We start from the raw sequence: 20,088 nt of genomic DNA, 5'->3' as shown, positions 1-20,088 counted from the left end.
CAATCTCTTTAAAATAAGTGCTACTTGTTTCGTAAATTATAGAAGATTGATCGCTCTGTTTATAGTAGTCGAATAGCCATTATAGTATTTAAATCCTGTTGCCATTCAATGGCAATAGATTCTAAAATCTCAACTCATCATGAAACGCAATTGTATTTTCTTTTTTCTAATATTCTTAAGTACGAACCTATTAGCCCAAGCCACCGACACCGAAAAAATAAAAAAAACTATAATTGATACTGCGGCCATTAGTACGTGGACTTGTTTAGGAGATAATCTTACTATAAGCAACAATGGCAAATACTTTGACTATGATATAAAAAATCAACCATTTAGCAACAATACGCTGGTTATTCAAGCTACTGGCTCGTCCTGGAAAAAGGAGTGTATCGGAGCTGTCAATGTATCATTTTCAAAAGACAGTAAAACATTCGTATTTATGACGAGTGATACACTTTCCTTCTTAAAGCTAGGCACTAGCAACCTTTGGCGTATACCAAAGGTTATCTCTCAGAAGCAACCGCAGGCAGATAAAGGAAAATGGCTAGCCTACCAATTAAAAGGTGACAGTATGGTGTTAGTACTACGAAATCTTTTAACCGGTGCTGAAAGGCGATACATTCATGTAAAAGATTACGAATTTGACAATAATGCAAATGTGTTGCTATTAACAATATTTTCTTGCCAAGATAAGACCACCAGTCTACAATGGGTGAACTTGGCGGATCTAAATACTAAAAATATTTGGACTAGTTTTGATAGTTCTCATCAAGATACGAAGGTAGTAAATTATAAACTCGATTACACAGGTACTCAAGCGGCATTTATAGTACAAGAAAATAGAGATGAGATAAAAGTTAACACCATTTGGTATTATAAAAACGGGCAACCAAAAGCTGTTATCAAGGCAACTAACTTCTCTCCTGGCATAAGCGCCGGTCTCTCAATTAGTAATACTTTATTAAACTTTAGTAAAGATAGCCGTTATATTTACTTCCGGCTCCAATCTCCTTGGACTTCCATAACAGAACCGGGTGGTACAAATGTTGATATTTGGAGCTATAAAGATACCATATTACAGTCTACACAACTTCTAACACTAAAACCAATTACATATACGGCAGTAATTAATACAAATTCAGATTACGTAGTGCGCCTTGAAAGGGAACATGAAAAGATTATAGCAACCCCTATAACGGGTGATTTTGTTGTAACGAAAATAGACACTGCAGGAGACCGCTTTTGGATGGGCGAGTTTTATGGCAACTCTATTTCGCCCAAGTGGCTAGTATCACTGAAAGACGGTTCTAGTAAATCAATACCAACAAAGGGCTATTCCTTATTTTATTTTTCCCCCGCTGGCAAATATCTGATTTATTATGATCTTAAAGCAGGTAGCTTTTATAGTTGCGACTTGAATACCGGAAAAACAGTTAATATCTCCAGAGAAATTCCAGCTGATTTATTGGCTGAGGACAACATGTTTATGCATAGGGAACCAGCTAGTATCCCTAAATTCCCTGTTGGCATAGCCGGCTGGCAAGAGAATGATGAAGCACTATTTATATATGACAACTATGACATTTGGAAATTGGATCCTTCAGGGAATGGCTTCCCTATAAATATCACAAATGGATATGGTAAGTTAAAAAACATGAAATTCAGAATAGTAAATGAAACAGACATTTTCTACGACGCTGTCGTTTATAAGAAAAATTCCATTTTGTTATTAACCGCTTTTAATGTCAACAATAAATATAATGGATTTTATTACAAACAGTCTAATAAGTCCGGCAATCCACAGTTATTATCTATGGGACCTTATACCTTATTTTATTATCCAGGTCAGGTCCCCGGTTTGGATCACTCATTTGATAACGGAATGGCTCCCTTAAAGGCTCAAGATGTTAATATTTGGATCGTAAAACGTCAAACGGCTGCCGATGCACCTAATTATTTTTTAACCAAGGATTTTGTGAATTATAAACCGTTAACTACTCTGCAGCCCCAAAAAGCATACAACTGGCTAAGCGCCGAACTTGTTTCATGGAAACAGCTGGATAGTATCCCCACAGAGGGAATCTTATATAAACCAGAAAATTTTGATCCAAACAAACGTTATCCGGTAATATTTAACTATTATCAACAGATGTCTGGCCGTTTATACCAATTTCCTGCCCCGGAATTAATGAGTGCCAATATTGATATAGCATGGTTTGTTAGCCGAGGATATCTTGTCTTTACTCCAGACATTCATTATACATTCGGCAGAATGGGGCAAAGTGCATATAACTCCATTGTAGCCGCTGCCCAGTGGCTTAGCAGATTATCCTATGTAGATTCCAAACATATAGGCATCAATGGCCATAGCTTTGCTGGTTTTGAAACAAACTACATTGTTACACATACCGATTTATTCGCTGCTGCACTGGAAGGTGCCGGCACTAGTAACTGGATTAGCTCTTCACTTCAGTTAGCAGGTAAAGCATATAGCGAATCAAGCCGCCTACCCTCTTTGGAAAACCAAATAGGCAAAACATTATGGGATGATCCAAATCTATATATTGAAAATTCCCCAGTTTTGAAAGCGGACAAAGTAACTACGCCACTTATCATTTTTCACAGTAAAAGTGATGATGCAGTTCCGTGGCAGCAGGCTGTAGAAATGTTTATAGCACTGCGACGATTAGAAAAGCCTGCTTGGATGCTGCAGTATGATGATGGTAATCACGGTGTTTGGGGTAATGACAGAATTGATTTTTCCATAAGAGTAACGCAATTTTTTGACCATTATTTAAAAAACACACCTGCTCCCCGATGGATGACACAGGGAATTCCAGCAAGACTAAAAGGAATAGACAACGGTTATGAATTAGAGTACAAAAACTAGCTAGATAAGAGCGACGGGTATAGATCCAACAAAGCCTCCTCGTCGGCTTTCATCCCAAAATTCAGGTACAGCAAATTATAAAATTCGGGCAATATTTGGCAGCCTTAAATTGCTAGTTCATTGACGAAATCTAAACTTAGTAAGCACAAATAGCGTTACGATTAAGCAAGCCCAGACAGAGATTTCCACCCAAGATATCTGACAAAAAACGTCAGTAAGTGAAGCGTTAAAAACAGATAAATTAAATAAGGTTATCGACACAGCAGCTACAAAACGTATAAGACGTAGTGCTAATCATGAAGGTTATGAAACGGCCGCTATTATCGCTGATAGTATTTTTGGTACCCAAGAAACCAATGAATTCCTGGACAGCAAGAAAATTGCCAGTTATATGAAGTCCCTATAAATTCCGGTGATCTTGACCCCTATGTTCCGGGTGATGTTGACCCAACTCGCAATGGTTGATGAAGCAGTATTATAAAGAGCGTTTATAAGCATTTTAAAGATAGCGAGGTAATTTTTATTTTACCTTATTTTTCTTCTCATAGATTCTCCGGTAAGTTCTACGCGATGGGCGGTGGCTGTCAATCTGTCCTTAATTGCATCCGCTATGGTAGGCTCATTGATGTATTCGTGCCAGGTGCCTGTCGGCATCTGGGAGGTGATGATTGTGCTTCTTTTTCCATGCCTTTCCTCCAGTATTTGCAGTAAGGCGAGCTTTACTTCCTGTTGCATAGGCTGCAGTCCAAAATCATCCAGAATAACCAGCGATTGGTGTTCGAAGTGATTGAGCAGTTTCAGGTAAGAGCCATCCAGTTTGAGTGTCAATCACAAGACCGTGTGGAAAATAATGCATGAGTGTGGTCTCAAAAGTGTAGTTAGGATAAAAAAAATAAATCCTATAAAGGCCAACAGGGCAAAATAGCTCGGAACCTGCTACACCGCAATTTTAAGACGCGCAAGCCTTACCAGAAATGGGTCACAGATGTAACTGAGTTCTCAGTGGGAGGTAAAAAGCTTTAATCAAACGATGGATATGCTGCAAAAAGCGCTTATAAAACTGCCATCTGGAGCTAAGCCCATCTTACATTCAGATCAGGGTTGGCAATACCAGATGAAACAATATCAAACGGCCCTACGTGATAGCAGAATCAGACAAAGCATGTCTCGGAAAGGTAACTGTCAGGAGAATGCTGTCATGGAGAATTTTTTCAGCGTTATAAAGTCGGAGCTATTTTATCTTAATAAATTTGATTCAATCGCATCCTTGAAACGACAAATCGTTCATTACATTGACTATTACAATAATGACAGAATAAAATTAAAATTAAAAGGCCTGAGCCCGGTAAAATATCGAACTCAAGCCGCTTAACTATCTTAAACCTTGTCTAAGTTCTGGAGGGCAGTACACAGCGAGACTGGCCCATTATGCTCTTACCGTTTATCAATTTTTTGGGCAAACAGCGTTGTAATCTTAACCTTTTACCTTTGGGCAGTTATCTAAACACGGAACCTTACACAGTTAAATTAACAGCCTCCTAAAAGTCAAAACTGAGTTTGGCCTGTTATAGCTTCAAAACCCCCATTTAAACAAAAAACAATCTCTCGAAATTGCGATATTCATCTGTTATCCCTTAAAAATCTCTTAAAAAAATGGGGCCGACCTAAAAGCCTTTTTTTATTCTCGGGTCAGCCCCAGTAAACTGTTATTTATTCATGAACTAGACGTATTGATCTAGTACAACGAGTGTTTTGATTACAAAGAGTAGGAGTAATAGTAAGAGTATAATAATAAAACGTATCACCACCTGGTTTTCCTTGTAAAGATGTTGTACAAACACCGCCACCATTGTCAGTTGTCTTTATACAATAGAATTGGCTAAATGTTTTCGCCTTAAAAGCTAGTGCACCACCAACAGATGCTAATACTGTAATAGCTGCTAACATAATTTTTACTCTTTTCATAATAATTGTGCTTTTAAAATCAAAAGCTAACTTTAATTTTAAATATGCCTACTCATTTATAAAGGTTTTCGGCTTCCCCTTTTTTAAACCTCCTGATCAGTGTGGTTATTACAAATAAAGACTCTTAGTAGTGGGCCGCAACTAATATCTATTCCCAAAATCCGGTCCTATCTTCTTTTCCTTGCTATACATCGTCATATATTGACCCCAGTGCAAAATAGCGGTACTACAGTAATAGCTGTCAACATAATTTTCACTTTCTTCATAATAATATTTTCTTAAATCATTAAAAGAACTTTAACTTTAATTTATCGACGAATTCACTGAAACTACCAGCTTAATATCCTGGCTCTGGCTGATCAACATAATTATCATCTACGCAACTACAACTGAATACTTACCACTCAGGGCCCAGAAAAGTGGCTTTCGTACAGCCTACATTCCTACAACTAGCCGTATTATTAGTTATTGTATAACAGCACCTTACTATACCGCCCTATCTACAAGATAGGTAGTACATATACCAGCACCTCCAGCATTTGCTCGTACACAATAAGATTATTAATACATTCTTTCCTTAAAAACCAATATCCCGCCAATTGATGCCATTACAGTAATAGCCACTAATACACTTTTTGTCTTCTCCATAATAATTATGCTTTAAATGAAGAAGTCATTTTAATATTCCAAGATTATAAATAGGTTCGGTTCTGGCCTTATACCTCCTATTCTGCTAAGTGATTCTAATAAAGATCCCTAATGCCCAGCCACTGCCAATATCTGCCCTCCGCTCACTTCTCCCACAAATGCCTCCTTTAACTTCTTATCCTTCCCATATATTGTCATATAAGGCACTCCAGGCGCAGAATAATAATTGCCAAAAAACGCACTTGAATCAAGTCCCATTTTTATATTGGAATATTGATCTATCTTATACTCATTGTAAAATCCTTTCATCTCCTGAAACGGGAAAGATGTAAATATGTAAAACTGTATATCCTTTAATCGATCAATATTTGCAATAATCTCTTCCATCTGTTGGTGGGAATAAGGGCAACGTGGGCTGTAATAAAACATCGCTATAGGCTTTCCCGCTGGAATATCCCTGGTGTTAAAATAAGTAGCGCTATCAGGTAGTAATAAACTGAATGTCGGTAAGGGTTTCCCTTCAAATCCGGTAACCACCGGCTTCTTGTTGTTGTTTGAGCAACCATAAAAGAGCCACACAGCTAATAAAAATGCTAAAAATTTCATATTAAATTATTTTAGGTAAGCAGGTGATGATGCTAGATTTTCGTTAGAAACAGAGCGTATTTCCCGTACCATAAAGTTGGTTAACAGTACGCCGAATACCAATGTAATGATCATAGGAAAAATTTGATACCTCAATTCAATAGGCGCAGACAATACGCTGAAAACCATATTACCAATCCATACAGTAAACATCCACCATAAAATATGTTTGGCATAAGGAACCGATCTATTAAAACCGGTCAGGTAAATAAAGGATATAAATCCCAGCGCAAAAAAAATGTTAGTGAATGCGGTTAATGCAGTAAAGTAATCGCTGATCTTAATTGTCTTATCCTTGAAATAAGTGGATATCTTGTTATTTTTCAATCCAAACCAGGTAACGGTTATAGGTGCAACCGTTTGCCCACCCAGGTTGTAGGATGCCATAAATTTTGCAGGCGGGGCATAGTATTTTACGAAGTTGGGCCACACGTAATACTTTAAATATAGTATCGGATAATGTTGCACCAGGTACCTTCCGTAGCCGGCATAAAGCGGTGCCATAGTAGCCCAGCGTTTAAAATAGCCCGTAGTGGTATCACTATTCCATTTCTGGTACATATACTCCAGTAAAGGCGACTTAAAATTCCAGAAATAATAAATGGCTACTTCGGCATCCGGCCTTTCAGGTAAATATCGTATAGAGTCCATATGCCGGTTCACTATGGCATGGAGTTGCCGGTATTTTTCCGGAACTTCATCCGTTGGCAGCGGCTTGGCATAGGCATAGCCGTATAGCGCATTGGATCCTATTAACCACCCACCAAAGGCGGAGTATTGGAAAGTACCGGTTTCTACATAATATTGGTATTCCGTTCGTCCAGTAAAAGCGCCCAGTAAAAATACAATACTGCCGATGCCGATCACCTTAACGCGTTTCCGCAGGTCTGTAAAAAAGATAACCACAACACTTATCATTGGGTAAAAGACTGCATTATAACGCACCGTAAACGCCAACAGCAAAACCAGCGCATGAAACAGTAACAATCTTTGATGAGGTTTATAAAGGATCCATAAAAGTTGTGTAAACCATAACAGGCTTAAAGCAGTAAAAATCGCATCGCTGGATATAAAATTGCTGATATGCAGCAACAATGGGTTTAGTATAGTACCGGCAACTGCCAGGCGGAAAAACCATTTACCCGGATACAACAGGTACTTTATAGTATATAAAAAATATAGTACGCAGGTCTGTAATAGAATATACTGGAACAAGACCAACGCAAAATGGGAGTTGGTAAAGCTGCTGAATAGCCGGAGAAACTTGGAATAACCTATAGCCCATATATTAATAAGTTGATTGCTATAGGCAGCCTCTATATAGGAATTGGAATCCGGCGGCATAAAATTCGGAAACGGGTACAGCACCTTAAACACAGCAAACTGCAGTATAATAATCGTAACAGATATACAAAGCACCAGGCGGTTCTCCTTATCCTGCCATATCCATCGCTTAAACGGCAAATCGGGTATGTATCCTTGAAATAGCATATTTTACCTGTTTATTACTTAGGCTAAAGCTTCGCTAATAAGTTTCGCTTGTTGGTCCTTTTCTTTTATTTGCCTGGCTTCGTGTTGTTCTTTAATACCCATCTTCCATATCCAGTCTAATAACAGGCCGGTAAATACAGTAGTAAGCATGATCGGAAATGATTGAAAACGTAACGCCGCTGAAGAAGCAAAAATGGTAAATCCTGCATTTAGCAGCCAAATGGCACCGGCCAGTAACATTCCTTTCCTGAACAGCATATTCATCCGCAGTCCATCCAGCATAAAAAAGCATATAAGGCAACATGCCATCACCACATTAATGATCCCGGAAAAAATCGGGTAAAAATCAAGCAACTTTATTTGCAGATCCTTCGTTCGGGTTTTCACCCTTGTACTTTTATAACCAAACCATAATTGTGCTATAGGCGCCACCTTATAACTGCCTGAATTGTAACTTTCAAGAAATTCAACAGGCGGTGCGTAGTACTTATTGGCATTGGGCCATATAAAATACCGCAAATAATGCCAGGGATATTTCCGGATAATATAGGCGCCGTACGCCTTATAGAGTGGCCCCATTGTAGCCCATTTCCTTAATTCACTGGCTGTAGTATCTTTCTTAAATTGTTTATCCCTGTATGCATATAACGGCATGCCGGACGACCACATATACACAGTGCTGGCCATCAGCCCCTCGGCAGGATATTTTTTAACATCCCGGGTGCTGTCAAAATGCGTGCGGATCATATTATCCAGCGTTTTAAACCTTACAGGCACCGGTTTACGCGCTGCGCTATCCACATGTCGGTAAGCATACATGGCGTTATTGGCCATTAACCAGCCGCTGAAGGGCGAGTATTGCCAGATACCCGTCAGCGCCTGGTACTTATTGCCGGTGTATAGAACAAAAAGTCCGCACAGCAGGATGCCGGTTCCGGCCCCGGCCAGTTTCTTACGTACTTGCATTCTGGAAACCAGGAATACAACAGCGGCTATAACCGGGTATATTAATGCATTATAACGCACGGTAAATGCAATAAATAAAACCAGCGTGTGCCAGATGATAAGGTTTGTATTGGGGCGGTGAATGATCCACAGTAATAAAGTAATCCATATAAGGCTTAATGCCAGAAAAAGGCCGTCACTGGATATCATATTCCCCATGTACAGGAACAGGGGATTCAAAACCATAAAGGCAAGCAATATCACTTTAACCGCCTTTACTGGTCTGTAAAAATAAAACGTGGTAAACAACAAAAACAACGCACTGCCCTGGATCAGTAAATACTGGAAAGCCGTTAAAACCATATCCGAGCTGCTAAACACACTAAAGATCCGCAAAAATCTTCCGTATCCTACCATGTAAGATTCTATATCCAAATTATCGTAGGCTATTGCCAGATAAACAAAGGAATCTCCATGTATATAACTAGCGTACGGGTAGAAATATTTAAATACCGAAAACTGAATAATAATAGCAACAGCGGCAATCAATAATACTATTCTGTTAAAACGGTTTTTAAGTAGGTACGATTTAAAAGACTCATCTGGTATGTCAACGGGTATGATTGCTCCTTCTTTCATAGTATTTATAATTAATGTAAATCCGGTTTATTTCTATCAAAAGAGATATCCGAAACCACCTGGCTTCTCATTTCTTACCAAAAAATTAATAATGCCACTATTTCCAGTCATAAGATCTGCGGTAGGAAATATATCCATAGCATCGGCGAGCCAATAGCATCCCTGTTCATGCCGCTTTTTTAAGTGTATCAGTGAGCCGGCAATCCAGTCAGCTCTCTGTTTCCACTTATCATCCTTAAAAACACGCCACGCTTCCAGGTATACTTCTCCTAACCCGCTGATACCCCAGGTATAACTGTGATTACGGTGTGTTATATAATCGGGATAATTTGCTAAGGCGCCTTCGGCCATCCTTTGGTACACAGGATCCTGCAGTACTTCAAATGCCCTGATGAAAACAAGTGCTATACCGGCAATACCATTATGTACCCAAAGATCCATTTCCCTGGTTATGGTATCCGTGCACCAGATATAAGCCTTGTCTTTCTTATGTGCATTTTTTTGCAGCCAGCCCAGGGCATTTGCTGCGCTACTCCTGGCCTGGTTATCATTGAAGTGCTCAGCTACATGTAGTAAAAAATAGGCGATTCCACCAACGCCCTGCGATAAACCGCTCATTATCACGTTTCTTCTTTCACCGGGAATACAGGCAGCCCATGCTCCGTTCTTGTCCTGGTGGATATACAGTAAAGAGGTGATTTCCCCGAGCTTATTATTTGCGAACGCTTCTGGCAAATAAGGCATGCACTGAATAATAGCTCTCCCCTGCCCTGCCGCTCCATTTACCAGATCATACCCGGCAGGCTCGCGGTCCAGGCAGGATTGCATCCAGGAAGTATTTTCTTCATCCTTGCGGATCAAACCGCATTGAATACCACTGGCTACCATCATAGCTATCCCGGCACTACCGGTGTATAATCCGGCGGGTATATTGGTAATATCTTTGGAATATCTTTTCCTCAGATACTCAAGATTGTGTTGGTAGTATTGCTGAACATGATTGTTAAGTTCAATACCGGATTGTTTTATGCCGGATAACATGTAAAGTACGCCGCTCACGCCTTCATAAAGTCCCGGGTAAATAGAACAGGATGCTTGCGGATTACCGATATTTTGATTAATCTGTTGCGTCCTGGAAATCCACACACCATTTTCGGCGCTCATCAGGCCACTGGTCAATGCAGCTAGGCCTTCCATTATTACAGGCTTCAGAACGTCTTTACTTGTTCCAAATTCTATGTACAGGGCCGGTTCACCGGATAATTGCAGCAGCCTGCTACGATATTTGGATACAGCCGCTGATATGGCAAATAACGGTGGCCTTTGTTCCGGAACAGGATTCAGGCAATCTGTTATCAATGTAGCAATTAGGTCATCCCCGATGAAGAAATACAGATCCTCTCTAAGCCGATCCAATGCATTAAGTTCAAATTTCAGGGGGCTAAGGCAGGTAAAAAACACGATCATCAAAGCCCCTAATTCGTAGATATCTTCTGTCGTGGCAGGTGTCTCCATATTCAGCTGCTCCGGTGCAAAGAATCCGTAAGTACCTATACCAAAAGATGGAAGGGGGTATTTTAATCTGCCGGAATATGTGAGTTCAAGGTCTATTACATATAATTTCCCCTTCTTGTCAATAATAAAATTTTCAGGTGCTATATCTCTGTGAATATATTGTTTCTGATGTAACTGCTGAATAACCTTCACCACATCTGTTAAATGATCCAGTAAGGTCAGGCGGCTGCTTAAAGGTAGTTCCATCCAGCTATGCCCGTCATAAATCGATCTTATTCTCTCGTCTAACGATACTCCGTCAATAAATTCCATGGCCAGATACAGGTCATCATTTTCCCTGAAACAGTCAATAATTTTAGGAATGGGAACATCGTTACATAAATCGTTATGCAATTTCAACTGCCATTCCAGCCTGTCCCTGATATCCCGGCCTTTGAGGTCGGAGCACATATTTTTCCTCCCCTCTTTAACAATACATTTTTTAGCCTGGAACCAGCTTTTCATGTACATACCCTTAATCACCCTGCCCTTAACATCCGGCTTTAATACGGACATAATTTTGATACGATCATTCAGGTATCCTGTTTGAGAAGGAACATTAAATTTCCTGATTGATTCAAACGGCCAGGCAATACCTTTAGGCAGCATAAAGGGTATCGCGTATTCATCCGGCACCAGCTGCCCCTCCTGGTTATAAATGTGCTTTTGTTGGTTTCCCTCGGCATCTGTTTTTATAATAGGGTTAAAGCTGCCGTAACGGGTGTATAAGATCGCCCCAAGATGTATATCTGTTGGAATATCCGGTCCCTTAAACTGGGATAATAAAACAATTAATTCCTCAGCAAGTCTCACTGCCTCTTCATCACTTTCAGGATAAATACAGACAATCTTTGCCAGATTTACATAACCTAACATACCGGCCAGCAAATGATCGGCTATTTCTGTATTTGCAGGGATCTTAAACGTAACTTTTGCAGATACCAGCGCCGGTATAACGGTTTTTAATAAGTCCGTTATCTGGGAAAATATGCCGGATACATGTAATATCCAACCCTGTACCCTGGTTATTTCCCCAACCTGTAGATAATAGCCCTGTGAAAAATAGCTTAGTCCATATTCATCCAATATTCTCTCAAATCCGCCGGTATCCTGGAGTGAATTGGTATCCAATATTGTTGCTTGCTGCATACTATAATTTTCAGGTTCTTCGCTAATTACCGTTTACTCACGCATGCCTGTTCACCATTTCCCTTACAACATCCCGCTTCCCAAACAACCCGTACTTCACAATACACACCACCGCTCTCACCCCATCTCTCCATCCTATTTTCTTGCCCTCCCTAAACGTCCTCCCGTAATACGAAATCCCCACCTCATAAATCCTCACTCCCGGCACCCTGGCCACCTTCACCGTCACCTCCGGCTCAAATCCAAACCGTTTCTCCTGCAGTGGTATCTGCTGTATAATATCTGTACGGAACATCTTGTAACAGGTCTCCATATCCGTCAGGTTCAGGTTCGTGAACATGTTGCTTAACATGGTCAGCATCCAGTTACCTATGGAGTGCCAGAAGAATAGTATCCGGTGCGGGCTGCCGCCCATAAACCGGGAGCCGTACACCACATCTGCAAAACCGTTAACAATGGGTTTTAACAGGGTATTGTATTCATCCGGGTCATACTCCAGGTCAGCATCCTGCACCAGCAGATAATCACCCGTAGCCTGGGATATGCCCGTATGAATAGCAGCCCCCTTCCCTTTATTTACTTCGTGCTGCAGGAATTTGATGTTCAGTTCCGGGTTCAGCGCGCTATATTCCTCTATAGCATGGGCAGTACCATCTTTTGAGCAATCGTTCACAATAATCACTTCCTTTTCAATGCCCCTGATCAGCACTACATCCTTCACCTTATCCAGGATAAAACCAATGGTCTTTTCTTCATTATAGGCAGGAATAATAATGGATAGTTTTTTAATGATCCCTCCTATCGGGTTACCGTTCACTGCCGGGTAAGCGGCACGCTGGCCGGCTTTAGCCGCATCGGTAAGTGTGGGGGCTGGCGGGTTTATCTGGCTTAATATGGGATCCATGAATTGTTTTTTTGTTATGGTAAGGCGTAGATCTCACTCCCGGTACTGCCTCCTCTAAAATAAGTGGGGCCGCCCGGCAATTCATAAACAGCAAAATATAACTACAGTGCGGGAATGGAATTACTTAGAAAAATGGGATTTCCCGGCACCAGTAAAGAGTAGAACTATTAAACATATCAGCGGTTATAATGAGTAATATTTTTCATTTCAAAAACATGGTTATACTGCAACCATTCAGGGCGCCTCTGAGGGCTTCGGATCTATACTCCGGTCATTCATTGCATTGTAAAGATGCGTTACATCTGCTGATTTATTGGTGGCCGTTTAGATCTTTTGGAGTGGAAAAACAGTTAAATCATCAATGCATAAAAGGCAACGGCATAGGGTTCTGTGATAAACCTGGTAGGCCGTGTGCAGAAATCGTTTAAAAACCATTCCCCCCCCACAAAAAAATATTTCTCATTTACATCTGATTAACTTGACTTTTCAAACTATCCACCTATTATTGCATAGGATTTATTTGAGAATGCTCTCCTATACATCTCTCTAGGATTGCTTCTCTCTTTATAGATGCATCTCTCAGGATTACCGCTCCATATTTGGGGCGGTTTTTCATTTTACCCTACCTGTTGTTCACATCTCCCAAGGTTATCCCGCACCTCCTCCACCCAAACAACAAAAAATTTGATTTTGGTCAATTCGATCATATCAATATCTTACTTAAATTGCACACCTCGCAATAAATAACCAAATCATAAACCCAATGAAAGATCTTACACCGGAACAAAAAACAATTGAGGAAGCCCTGCTGGCCTATATCCTCCAGACACTCCAGGATAACCCATTCGCACTTTTTTAGTAGAAGGTCTCCGCCAATTCAAAATTTTCCATTTTCCCCGCACTATCCTATCACCCAAACCCCTTTGTCATGACGATCGAGCAAATCATCCATTTAATACAGGGCATTAACCATCTGCCTGCAGAATTAGAACAGGCCTTAAGAAAGTACATTGGCTTTACAACCGCTTTCCCCGGCCATTTCCTTTTAAAGCCCAAGCAGCACTGTGATCATGTATACCTGGTGCTTAGCGGCCTGCTGCGCTGTTATACAGTAGAAAATGGCGAAGAGCACATCCTTTGGTTCAGAACAGAAAATCAGGCAGCCATCCCGGCTCCCAATTTTTGTCACCGTAAGCCTGCGCAGGAATACATTGTGGCTGTGGAGCGAACAGAGCTAGCCTTCATAACCTACGAACATCGGGAAGAGCTGCGCCGTAAGTTTGTTGAATTTGCGTGTATAGAAGTCTATTTCACATTACAGTGCCTGGCCGATCTCCGGCGCCATAGCAAGATCTACAAACTAAATGCAGAAGGCCGTTATCGCTGGTTCCTGCGTTTTTATCACCATCTCCTGCCTCGTGTCCCGCTCAGGCATATCGCTTCTTTCCTGAACATGAAGGAAGAAACGCTCAGCCGCGCCAGGGCCCGCATGCGGCGCCGTAAAAAGCCTTCATAAAGCAGATGATTTAGCGTGCCGTATCGTTCACTAAAAAAAGTTTTGACTTAGATCAAACTGACCATATTGTTATCTTTTCTAAATTGCCGCACTTAATAACCAAAACATATCGCAATGCAAAACGGAAACTAACCGGCAAACCATTACGCGGCCCGCGTAATCGTTAACCACAAACGAAAAACCTTTAACCAAATCTTCAATCAAAGAATGAATTTCATCAAGCATTTAAACACGTTCTTTTTGTACCAGCAAAAAGAACAGCGGCTCTCTGCGTCCCATCTGAGCCTGTACATGGCCTTGTTCCAGTGCTGGAACTATCACCGCTTTCAGAACCCATTTGTCCTGGACCGCGACCGCCTCATGCAGCTAAGCCATATCGGCTCCCGCAGCACCTACATCAACTGCCTGCGCTGCCTGCACCGCTGTGGATATATTGTGTACAGCCCCGCTTTGCACAAAGGCCATAAACCGCGGGTCAGCATCACACACCTGGAGCCGCCGAGCCCCAACATGCAGTTGTCGTTCTGGAAAACAGATCCACCGGATGCTCCCATGCACAAAAATGAGCCTGTACCAGGCAAACCAGGGCCTGCATCAGGCACAGATATGGGCGCCCTTTTGCTCAAAATTGGCGCACACCCGGGCCCAAATCCGGGCCATAATAATAAACAGTTTATAAACAGTGAAAACAGTGAGAGAGGCGCACACACGCAGGGGAATATTCCAACCCGTAATGAGGTCTTAAGCTGGTTCACGGCAGCCTCCTATCCGCAAATAGAAGCAGAGCGTTTCTTTAGTCATTACGAAGCTAACGGCTGGAAACAGGGTGGCAAAACGCCCATCACAAACTGGCAGGCCGCCGCGGAAAAATGGATGAGTTACGCACTCGAATTAAAAATCAAACCAAATACAAACCATGCAAATAATACCAATAACCACATCCACGTGCAACAGCAAAAAAACTATGGAGAGCCTTTATAACTATGCAGCAGTGCTGCAAAACGTTATAGCAAAAGGGCAAACAATGTACGGTCCCCGTTTTAACATTAACAAAGATGACAAGCCCACCATATTAAAACTGTTGTACTGGTTCCTCGATGACCAGCTGATGGCTGCAGAACATGGAATAGATCTTCAAAAAGGCATCATGCTCTCAGGTCCCATCGGCTGCGGGAAAAGCGCCATCATGCGCGTCCTGAACAGCTTATGCAAACCGGATTGGCAGTTCCACATTGCTCCCTGTGAACGGGCGGCACTACAGTTTGCCACAGAAGGTTACCAGACTATTGAAAAGTATTCCTTCAAAGCATTCAACCTGCACCATCCTGTTACCATTTGCTTTGATGATCTGGGTGTTGAAACCGATATCAATTATTTTGGAAATACCTGTAACACCATGTTGCACATCTTATCCATACGTTACGATCTTTATACTGCCCATGAAATGATCACTCATGTTACTACAAACTTAAACAGCAAAGAGCTGGAAGAACGTTACGGCAACCGCCTCCGCAGCCGCATGCGCGAAATGTTCAACCTCATAGCCTTCCCAACAAATAGTGCGGACAAGCGCACATAAAAAACCCCGTACAAAAATGTACGGGGCGCTTTACAACAACTATATGCAAAAACAAAAAGGCCTAATTCCCGTCTGCAGGGGGCGGCGCAGCAGCCGGCAAATCAACTTTCACAATCGCCAGCGCATTAAACTTACCGCTGTTCAACGGGTAAAACTTCCCGTTCACCTGCTGGTAAAAGCGCACACCCAGCGCCAGGAACAACGGCTGCGTGCTGTTCGCCGTCACAGCGTTGTTCAGGGCTATAGCCGCCTCCGTTTGGTCGCCATACACCAGCTCCGCAGTAGCAGCATGCGCGCCGGTATGCACATTACCGCCAAAGTTCACCTCCGATGCAGCAGCTGTTACGCTAAAGTGCGTGGTACCCGAGGGTGCATTGATCATGGTCTTCGGCTCAAATGCTGCAATCGCAATGTTCAGCGTGCCCGCGGCCCGGTCAATGGCCACGGTATACGGCGCAAAGAAAACAGTGGTCAGCCGCGCATCGTTGTTGAACTCAAAGCCTTGCAGCAGGCCCAGGTTACCGTCCGTTACGGTCCGCAGCCCGCGTCCGTTCAGAGCATCGGTTTTAATCACCTTGCTCATTTCTTTCGCCATACGGCTGGTTAGCCGGCTGTCCCGGGCATTATTGGCCAGTATGCGCATGGAGTCGGTAAGCAGTTTACCGGCCTTACCGGCTCTTTCAAATTCAGCCATGTTTTCCCGGGTGCGTTCATACGCAGGGTCAGTGGCTATACGTTTACTTAATGTACTCGGCATAAAAAAAGTGGTTTTAAAAGTTAATGAGATTGTTTCCATAATTCATAATTCGTGATTGATCAATTCGTAATTATATCGCAATACTAAAACCACTTGCTAAATCAAAAAAACAAAGTGAACGCTTTGATAACATTTGATCACATTTGATCGGAATTAAACGTTTTGATCGAAAGTGAACTTTTTGATCGGAATTGAACATTTTGAACGCTGTCATTCGCTTACATACAAAATGAAGAAACTCATTCCTCAACGCCTGGTTATTTATACAAAAGACGTGGAAAACCTCACGGGCAAAAGCCCGCAGGCCGCCCGGCGGCTCCTTCGTCTCATCAGGAAAAAATTAGGAAAAACAGAAGGGGAGTTAATTACCGTCTCGGAATTTTGTGACTTCACCGGTTTGTCAGAAGCCCAGTTAGCCCCTTTCCTGGATAATTAATGGCTGCGCCATTGGTGTCCAACTGGTATATTTCTGCCTTTTTAAGAGGGAGCCATTGCTGCTCCATTGCTGCGCAACTCTACCCCCCTACATAAAACCCTACATATTGTCAGAAACGCCTCTTTCCCGGATATTGTCTGGGTCTGTTCATATCATTCAGCATAGCCCCAGTCGTAGTGCAGCATCCCGAATTTGCCATTCTTGTTTCTCTCGATTTAACTCATCTATAAATCGCTTAACATGCAAACTCCATTTTCCGTTAATCGCAGAATTTATGAAAGTTTCACGTGGCATCTCTGCAACTGTAACATATTTTCCAACTCGTATAGGGAACAGGCAGTATAGAAGATTTTTCATAACGATAGAATCCTCTCCTGGTTCACTACCTTTAAAATCAAAAATAACCGGCACAGCGCTTTCCAGCCATGCTGGATGAAAATATTCTTCCGGGTTCGCAACACGAAATAGACCTTTTTCTATATATTCGAAATGGCGGATTCCTTTCATGAAACGGGAAAAACCGAACTTGTTGCGCGAACCATCAACAACCCAAACCATATTTTTATAGAATTTTTCCCGTGTAATTCGCTCTTGTGGATTAATGGGGGAATGTTGAAATTCAATCACGAGGTCATGACTGGTACAAACATCGGCAATGTGCTTTTCACCTGTTCCCTTATCGGGTAAAATAATTTCCTGCCATTCAGCAGGAAAAACGTTTTTCCAGGATCGATGCCATTCGGTTTCAGGTTCCCACCATCTGTCACACATCTTATCGTTGCGATGCGCCCAGTGATGAATTCGGACACCTCCGCATTTTGGAACTAAGGCGGCCTCACAAAATGGGCACACCGCAAAAAGTCCAGGTTCAGGTCTAATTCTTTCTCCTGTCGCCTTGTTGAGTCCAAATTTCATTTCTGAATATACACAATCCAACTCAAACTAAGTCTCGTCCTTTGAACAATACATTTGTTCAATACAAAAATTATAAATAAATTGCCTGGCAGCCAAACAACAAACCCCATAAATAAACCAATAACAAATGGTGATCCCTTAATATCTGTACCTTATAATTGTTCCCAACCAGTTTGGCTGTCGGTATTCTGCCAATGTGATCACCAAATAGAGATCTTCATTTATGAAATTTCGTTTCATTTTCCTGTTTTTCTTCGTATTCCTGGTGCAACGTAATTCAACGGCGCAAGCTCCTCCAGGCAAAAAGCCGGGCTTTAAGCAGGAACAAAGCTTTAGCTACTGTATTTTAAATAATAATAAGCAGATCAATCTTTATGGTTTTGAAAATGTAAATAGGAATGCCAGGCCAGATAAGGATGGATATGTTAAGTTATGGGACGCACATATATTTAAAGGGAGCTTGGCGATAAAACGTCCGCTAAAAATGATGGCCAGGCTCAAATATTTCGATGGCTCGGAGGAATTATTATACAGAGATATTAAAGACCACAAGGTCATAGAAAACTGTTACATAAATAGGCTTGATTTAAGGAAGCTGGGAACAATAAATAACGGCACCTTAAGAATAACGGAGCCTATAAACATCACTAGCTGCGTTGTTGGAAATATTTGCACCGATTACCAAGGGGTGGAAAATATTGTTTTTAATATGCCAGTTTGTATTCAAAACAGCTACATTAAAATCTTCTTTATACTGAGCGTTGACTTCAACAGCAACTTTTACTGGCTTAATAATAATTGTGGTTATTTTAGAATACTGTATACAAGATTTAATAATGCAGTACACTTGACAGACTATTGCAGCGGTGAACCTTCAGGAATAGCAGAAATGTATACAATTTTTTACAACCCCAAGCTTAATGGATCATTTAACATTTATAACGGTGTAACCTATGGATCACTTAACATTTATAACTGTGTTGCCAATGATTCAGTTGTAATTCATGCAAACAGCAAACAAAAAAGTTTTAACCTCAAAAGCAACAGCTTTAAGGGATCGGTTGTTACGAATCCCTACGACAATTTTGGATTAATGGCACTGTTTCCCTATGGCATAAACATGCTTAAAGAGCAGGTTTGGAATCTTGCTTTTGATAATAGCCAGTTTAATAATTATGCTGATTTTAGCCATTCAGAATTTAATAACTGTTCATTCAAAGACATCACTTTTAAGGGGCCACTTATTATTTACAACACGTTAATAACCAATAAAGATACTGGAGCTGCTGATTATGGCTATACACAGCGCAAAAAGAGGGATTTTTCCACTGCTGTTTTTATGAAAGATAACCTGCCCCTTATTTGCAATCCTGATTTTTTTAATCTCGACACACTGGGTTTTCTCCCAACAACAATCGCAAAATCCAGATTAGATTTCGAAACAATGGGTCAGAATGGCTTTCGTCCTCCATATTTGGAAAAATGAATGGATTCTTGTCACGTACAAATCAATATTACAAAGAAACGTTTAAAGATGAACCGCTGGCAGTAGAAGAAATTATAAATCACAACAATCACCTCAAACTTGAAAACCAGGTCAAGTACCTGAAATCGCAGCCTGGCATAAGCTTCCAGATATTAAAATACAATTTCCTGGAATACCTGGTGGGCAATGGTTACCATGGAGAAGCAAGTTTTTTCCCCAGTGCTCTGCTCTTCATACTTTTATTTACAATACTCTACAATATTTGGTTTGTTAGAGACGTGCAGGCTTACATTCTTAAGATAAATGAAAAAAGCGGCCATAATGAACCGGCAGTTATATCAAAAGAAAAGAAAACAGCACTAGATGCAGCAGTAACTTTTGCACAATGCTTTTGGATGAGCGTTATTGTTTTTTTAAATCCCCGTTTTCCGGCAGCCTACTTTCGCTTTCGAAACAGTTTTATGATCGTGGTGGTTATAGAATGGCTCATAGGCCTCGTAATGATTATTCTCTTTCTTATATTTATTGCCAGCAAATATGCTTTCGTAAAAACTTTATTAGGTATTTAA

At 41.2% G+C, this 20,088-nt stretch carries 16 protein-coding genes and 1 pseudogene; 8 read left to right on the top strand and 9 right to left on the bottom strand.

The annotated features are described in order from the left end of the window. Positions 1–139: 139 nt before the first annotated feature. Complete coding sequence (locus BMZ54_RS10880) at positions 140–2,890, top strand: alpha/beta hydrolase family protein (protein WP_089910520.1); 2,751 nt, start codon at positions 140–142, stop codon at positions 2,888–2,890. 525 nt (positions 2,891–3,415) lie between these two features. Here BMZ54_RS10880 and BMZ54_RS10875 read toward each other — a convergent pair. Further along, a complete protein-coding gene (locus BMZ54_RS10875; RefSeq protein WP_089910518.1) occupies positions 3,416–3,718 on the bottom strand; it encodes an ATP-binding protein in 303 nt (100 codons plus the stop codon). Here BMZ54_RS10875 and BMZ54_RS33360 point away from each other — a divergent pair. Then, positions 3,714–4,262: pseudogene (locus BMZ54_RS33360) on the top strand (IS3 family transposase); the annotation flags it as partial. The gene BMZ54_RS10875 and the pseudogene BMZ54_RS33360 overlap by 5 nt on opposite strands. Positions 4,263–4,600: 338 nt before the next feature. Here the strand turns inward: BMZ54_RS33360 and BMZ54_RS32740 are convergent. The 6 genes from BMZ54_RS32740 to BMZ54_RS10845 all read right to left on the bottom strand — a co-directional run bounded on the left by BMZ54_RS32740 (position 4,601) and on the right by BMZ54_RS10845 (position 12,830). Then, the gene (locus BMZ54_RS32740; RefSeq protein WP_143080968.1) at positions 4,601–4,855 is read right to left on the bottom strand and encodes a hypothetical protein; all 255 of its coding nucleotides are present in this window, start codon (positions 4,853–4,855) and stop codon (positions 4,601–4,603) included. Between the two features lie 756 nt (positions 4,856–5,611). Then, positions 5,612–6,109, bottom strand: coding sequence for a TlpA family protein disulfide reductase (locus BMZ54_RS10865; RefSeq protein WP_089910512.1), 498 nt, complete (start codon positions 6,107–6,109; stop codon positions 5,612–5,614). 6 nt (positions 6,110–6,115) lie between these two features. Beyond that, complete coding sequence (locus BMZ54_RS10860; RefSeq protein WP_089910509.1) at positions 6,116–7,639, bottom strand: hypothetical protein; 1,524 nt, start codon at positions 7,637–7,639, stop codon at positions 6,116–6,118. A gap of 18 nt (positions 7,640–7,657) precedes the next feature. Next, positions 7,658–8,830 (bottom strand): hypothetical protein, encoded by a 1,173-nt coding sequence (locus BMZ54_RS10855; RefSeq protein ID WP_143080967.1) that lies wholly within the window; start codon positions 8,828–8,830, stop codon positions 7,658–7,660. Positions 8,831–9,259: 429 nt separating this feature from the next. Then, a complete protein-coding gene (locus BMZ54_RS10850; protein WP_089910502.1) occupies positions 9,260–11,926 on the bottom strand; it encodes a class III lanthionine synthetase LanKC N-terminal domain-containing protein in 2,667 nt (888 codons plus the stop codon). Between the two features lie 37 nt (positions 11,927–11,963). Continuing rightward, complete coding sequence (locus tag BMZ54_RS10845; RefSeq protein ID WP_089910499.1) at positions 11,964–12,830, bottom strand: glycosyltransferase family 2 protein; 867 nt, start codon at positions 12,828–12,830, stop codon at positions 11,964–11,966. 928 nt (positions 12,831–13,758) lie between these two features. On the opposite strand from BMZ54_RS10845, the gene BMZ54_RS10840 reads away from it, so the two are divergent. From BMZ54_RS10840 to BMZ54_RS10830, 3 genes are all read left to right on the top strand, one after another. Further along, the gene (locus BMZ54_RS10840) at positions 13,759–14,346 is read left to right on the top strand and encodes a Crp/Fnr family transcriptional regulator (RefSeq protein ID WP_089910495.1); all 588 of its coding nucleotides are present in this window, start codon (positions 13,759–13,761) and stop codon (positions 14,344–14,346) included. Between the two features lie 207 nt (positions 14,347–14,553). Beyond that, positions 14,554–15,327, top strand: a complete 774-nt coding sequence (locus tag BMZ54_RS10835) for a hypothetical protein (protein WP_089910492.1) — start codon at positions 14,554–14,556, stop codon at positions 15,325–15,327. Next, complete coding sequence (locus tag BMZ54_RS10830) at positions 15,311–15,925, top strand: P-loop NTPase family protein (RefSeq protein ID WP_089910490.1); 615 nt, start codon at positions 15,311–15,313, stop codon at positions 15,923–15,925. The genes BMZ54_RS10835 and BMZ54_RS10830 overlap by 17 nt, the downstream gene beginning before the upstream one ends. A 61-nt stretch (positions 15,926–15,986) precedes the next feature. Here the strand turns inward: BMZ54_RS10830 and BMZ54_RS10825 are convergent, their stop codons facing one another. Then, positions 15,987–16,682, bottom strand: a complete 696-nt coding sequence (locus BMZ54_RS10825) for a hypothetical protein (RefSeq protein WP_089910487.1) — start codon at positions 16,680–16,682, stop codon at positions 15,987–15,989. Positions 16,683–16,911: 229 nt separating this feature from the next. Here BMZ54_RS10825 and BMZ54_RS10820 point away from each other — a divergent pair, with 229 nt between their 5' ends. Further along, positions 16,912–17,118 carry a hypothetical protein gene (locus BMZ54_RS10820; protein WP_089910484.1) on the top strand — a complete coding sequence of 69 codons (207 nt, stop codon included), beginning with the start codon at positions 16,912–16,914 and terminating at the stop codon, positions 17,116–17,118. 156 nt (positions 17,119–17,274) lie between these two features. Here BMZ54_RS10820 and BMZ54_RS10815 read toward each other — a convergent pair whose 3' ends face one another. Continuing rightward, a complete protein-coding gene (locus BMZ54_RS10815) occupies positions 17,275–18,033 on the bottom strand; it encodes a competence protein CoiA (RefSeq protein WP_089910481.1) in 759 nt (252 codons plus the stop codon). Positions 18,034–18,256: 223 nt separating this feature from the next. Between BMZ54_RS10815 and BMZ54_RS10810 the strand changes: the two genes are divergently transcribed. Together BMZ54_RS10810 and BMZ54_RS10805 are read left to right on the top strand one after the other, a co-directional pair. Next, positions 18,257–19,519 (top strand): pentapeptide repeat-containing protein, encoded by a 1,263-nt coding sequence (locus BMZ54_RS10810; RefSeq protein ID WP_089910478.1) that lies wholly within the window; start codon positions 18,257–18,259, stop codon positions 19,517–19,519. Further along, positions 19,516–20,088: a hypothetical protein gene (locus BMZ54_RS10805; protein WP_089910475.1), complete on the top strand. Its 573-nt coding sequence runs from the start codon at positions 19,516–19,518 to the stop codon at positions 20,086–20,088. Before BMZ54_RS10810 ends, BMZ54_RS10805 begins: the two co-directional genes overlap by 4 nt.

Origin of the sequence: Chitinophaga rupis (genome assembly GCF_900109685.1) — a bacterium.
GTDB classification, from domain to species: Bacteria; Bacteroidota; Bacteroidia; order Chitinophagales; family Chitinophagaceae; genus Chitinophaga; species Chitinophaga rupis.
The sequence above is the reverse complement of the archived record's forward strand: the minus strand, read 5'-3'. Positions and strand labels throughout refer to the sequence as shown.

What these genes read in the sequence shown, in the direction of transcription:
- BMZ54_RS10880 (WP_089910520.1), top strand. Translation starts at nt 140, where the DNA reads ATGAAACGCAATTGTATTTTCTTTTTTCTAATATTCTTAAGTACGAAC.
- BMZ54_RS32740 (WP_143080968.1), bottom strand. Translation starts at nt 4,855, where the DNA reads ATGAAAAGAGTAAAAATTATGTTAGCAGCTATTACAGTATTAGCATCT.
- BMZ54_RS10865 (WP_089910512.1), bottom strand. Translation starts at nt 6,109, where the DNA reads ATGAAATTTTTAGCATTTTTATTAGCTGTGTGGCTCTTTTATGGTTGC.
- BMZ54_RS10860 (WP_089910509.1), bottom strand. Translation starts at nt 7,639, where the DNA reads ATGCTATTTCAAGGATACATACCCGATTTGCCGTTTAAGCGATGGATA.
- BMZ54_RS10855 (WP_143080967.1), bottom strand. Translation starts at nt 8,830, where the DNA reads ATGGTTTTGAATCCCCTGTTCCTGTACATGGGGAATATGATATCCAGT.
- BMZ54_RS10850 (WP_089910502.1), bottom strand. Translation starts at nt 11,926, where the DNA reads ATGCAGCAAGCAACAATATTGGATACCAATTCACTCCAGGATACCGGC.
- BMZ54_RS10845 (WP_089910499.1), bottom strand. Translation starts at nt 12,830, where the DNA reads ATGGATCCCATATTAAGCCAGATAAACCCGCCAGCCCCCACACTTACC.
- BMZ54_RS10840 (WP_089910495.1), top strand. Translation starts at nt 13,759, where the DNA reads ATGACGATCGAGCAAATCATCCATTTAATACAGGGCATTAACCATCTG.
- BMZ54_RS10835 (WP_089910492.1), top strand. Translation starts at nt 14,554, where the DNA reads ATGAATTTCATCAAGCATTTAAACACGTTCTTTTTGTACCAGCAAAAA.
- BMZ54_RS10830 (WP_089910490.1), top strand. Translation starts at nt 15,311, where the DNA reads ATGGAGAGCCTTTATAACTATGCAGCAGTGCTGCAAAACGTTATAGCA.
- BMZ54_RS10825 (WP_089910487.1), bottom strand. Translation starts at nt 16,682, where the DNA reads ATGCCGAGTACATTAAGTAAACGTATAGCCACTGACCCTGCGTATGAA.
- BMZ54_RS10820 (WP_089910484.1), top strand. Translation starts at nt 16,912, where the DNA reads ATGAAGAAACTCATTCCTCAACGCCTGGTTATTTATACAAAAGACGTG.
- BMZ54_RS10815 (WP_089910481.1), bottom strand. Translation starts at nt 18,033, where the DNA reads ATGAAATTTGGACTCAACAAGGCGACAGGAGAAAGAATTAGACCTGAA.
- BMZ54_RS10810 (WP_089910478.1), top strand. Translation starts at nt 18,257, where the DNA reads ATGAAATTTCGTTTCATTTTCCTGTTTTTCTTCGTATTCCTGGTGCAA.
- BMZ54_RS10805 (WP_089910475.1), top strand. Translation starts at nt 19,516, where the DNA reads ATGAATGGATTCTTGTCACGTACAAATCAATATTACAAAGAAACGTTT.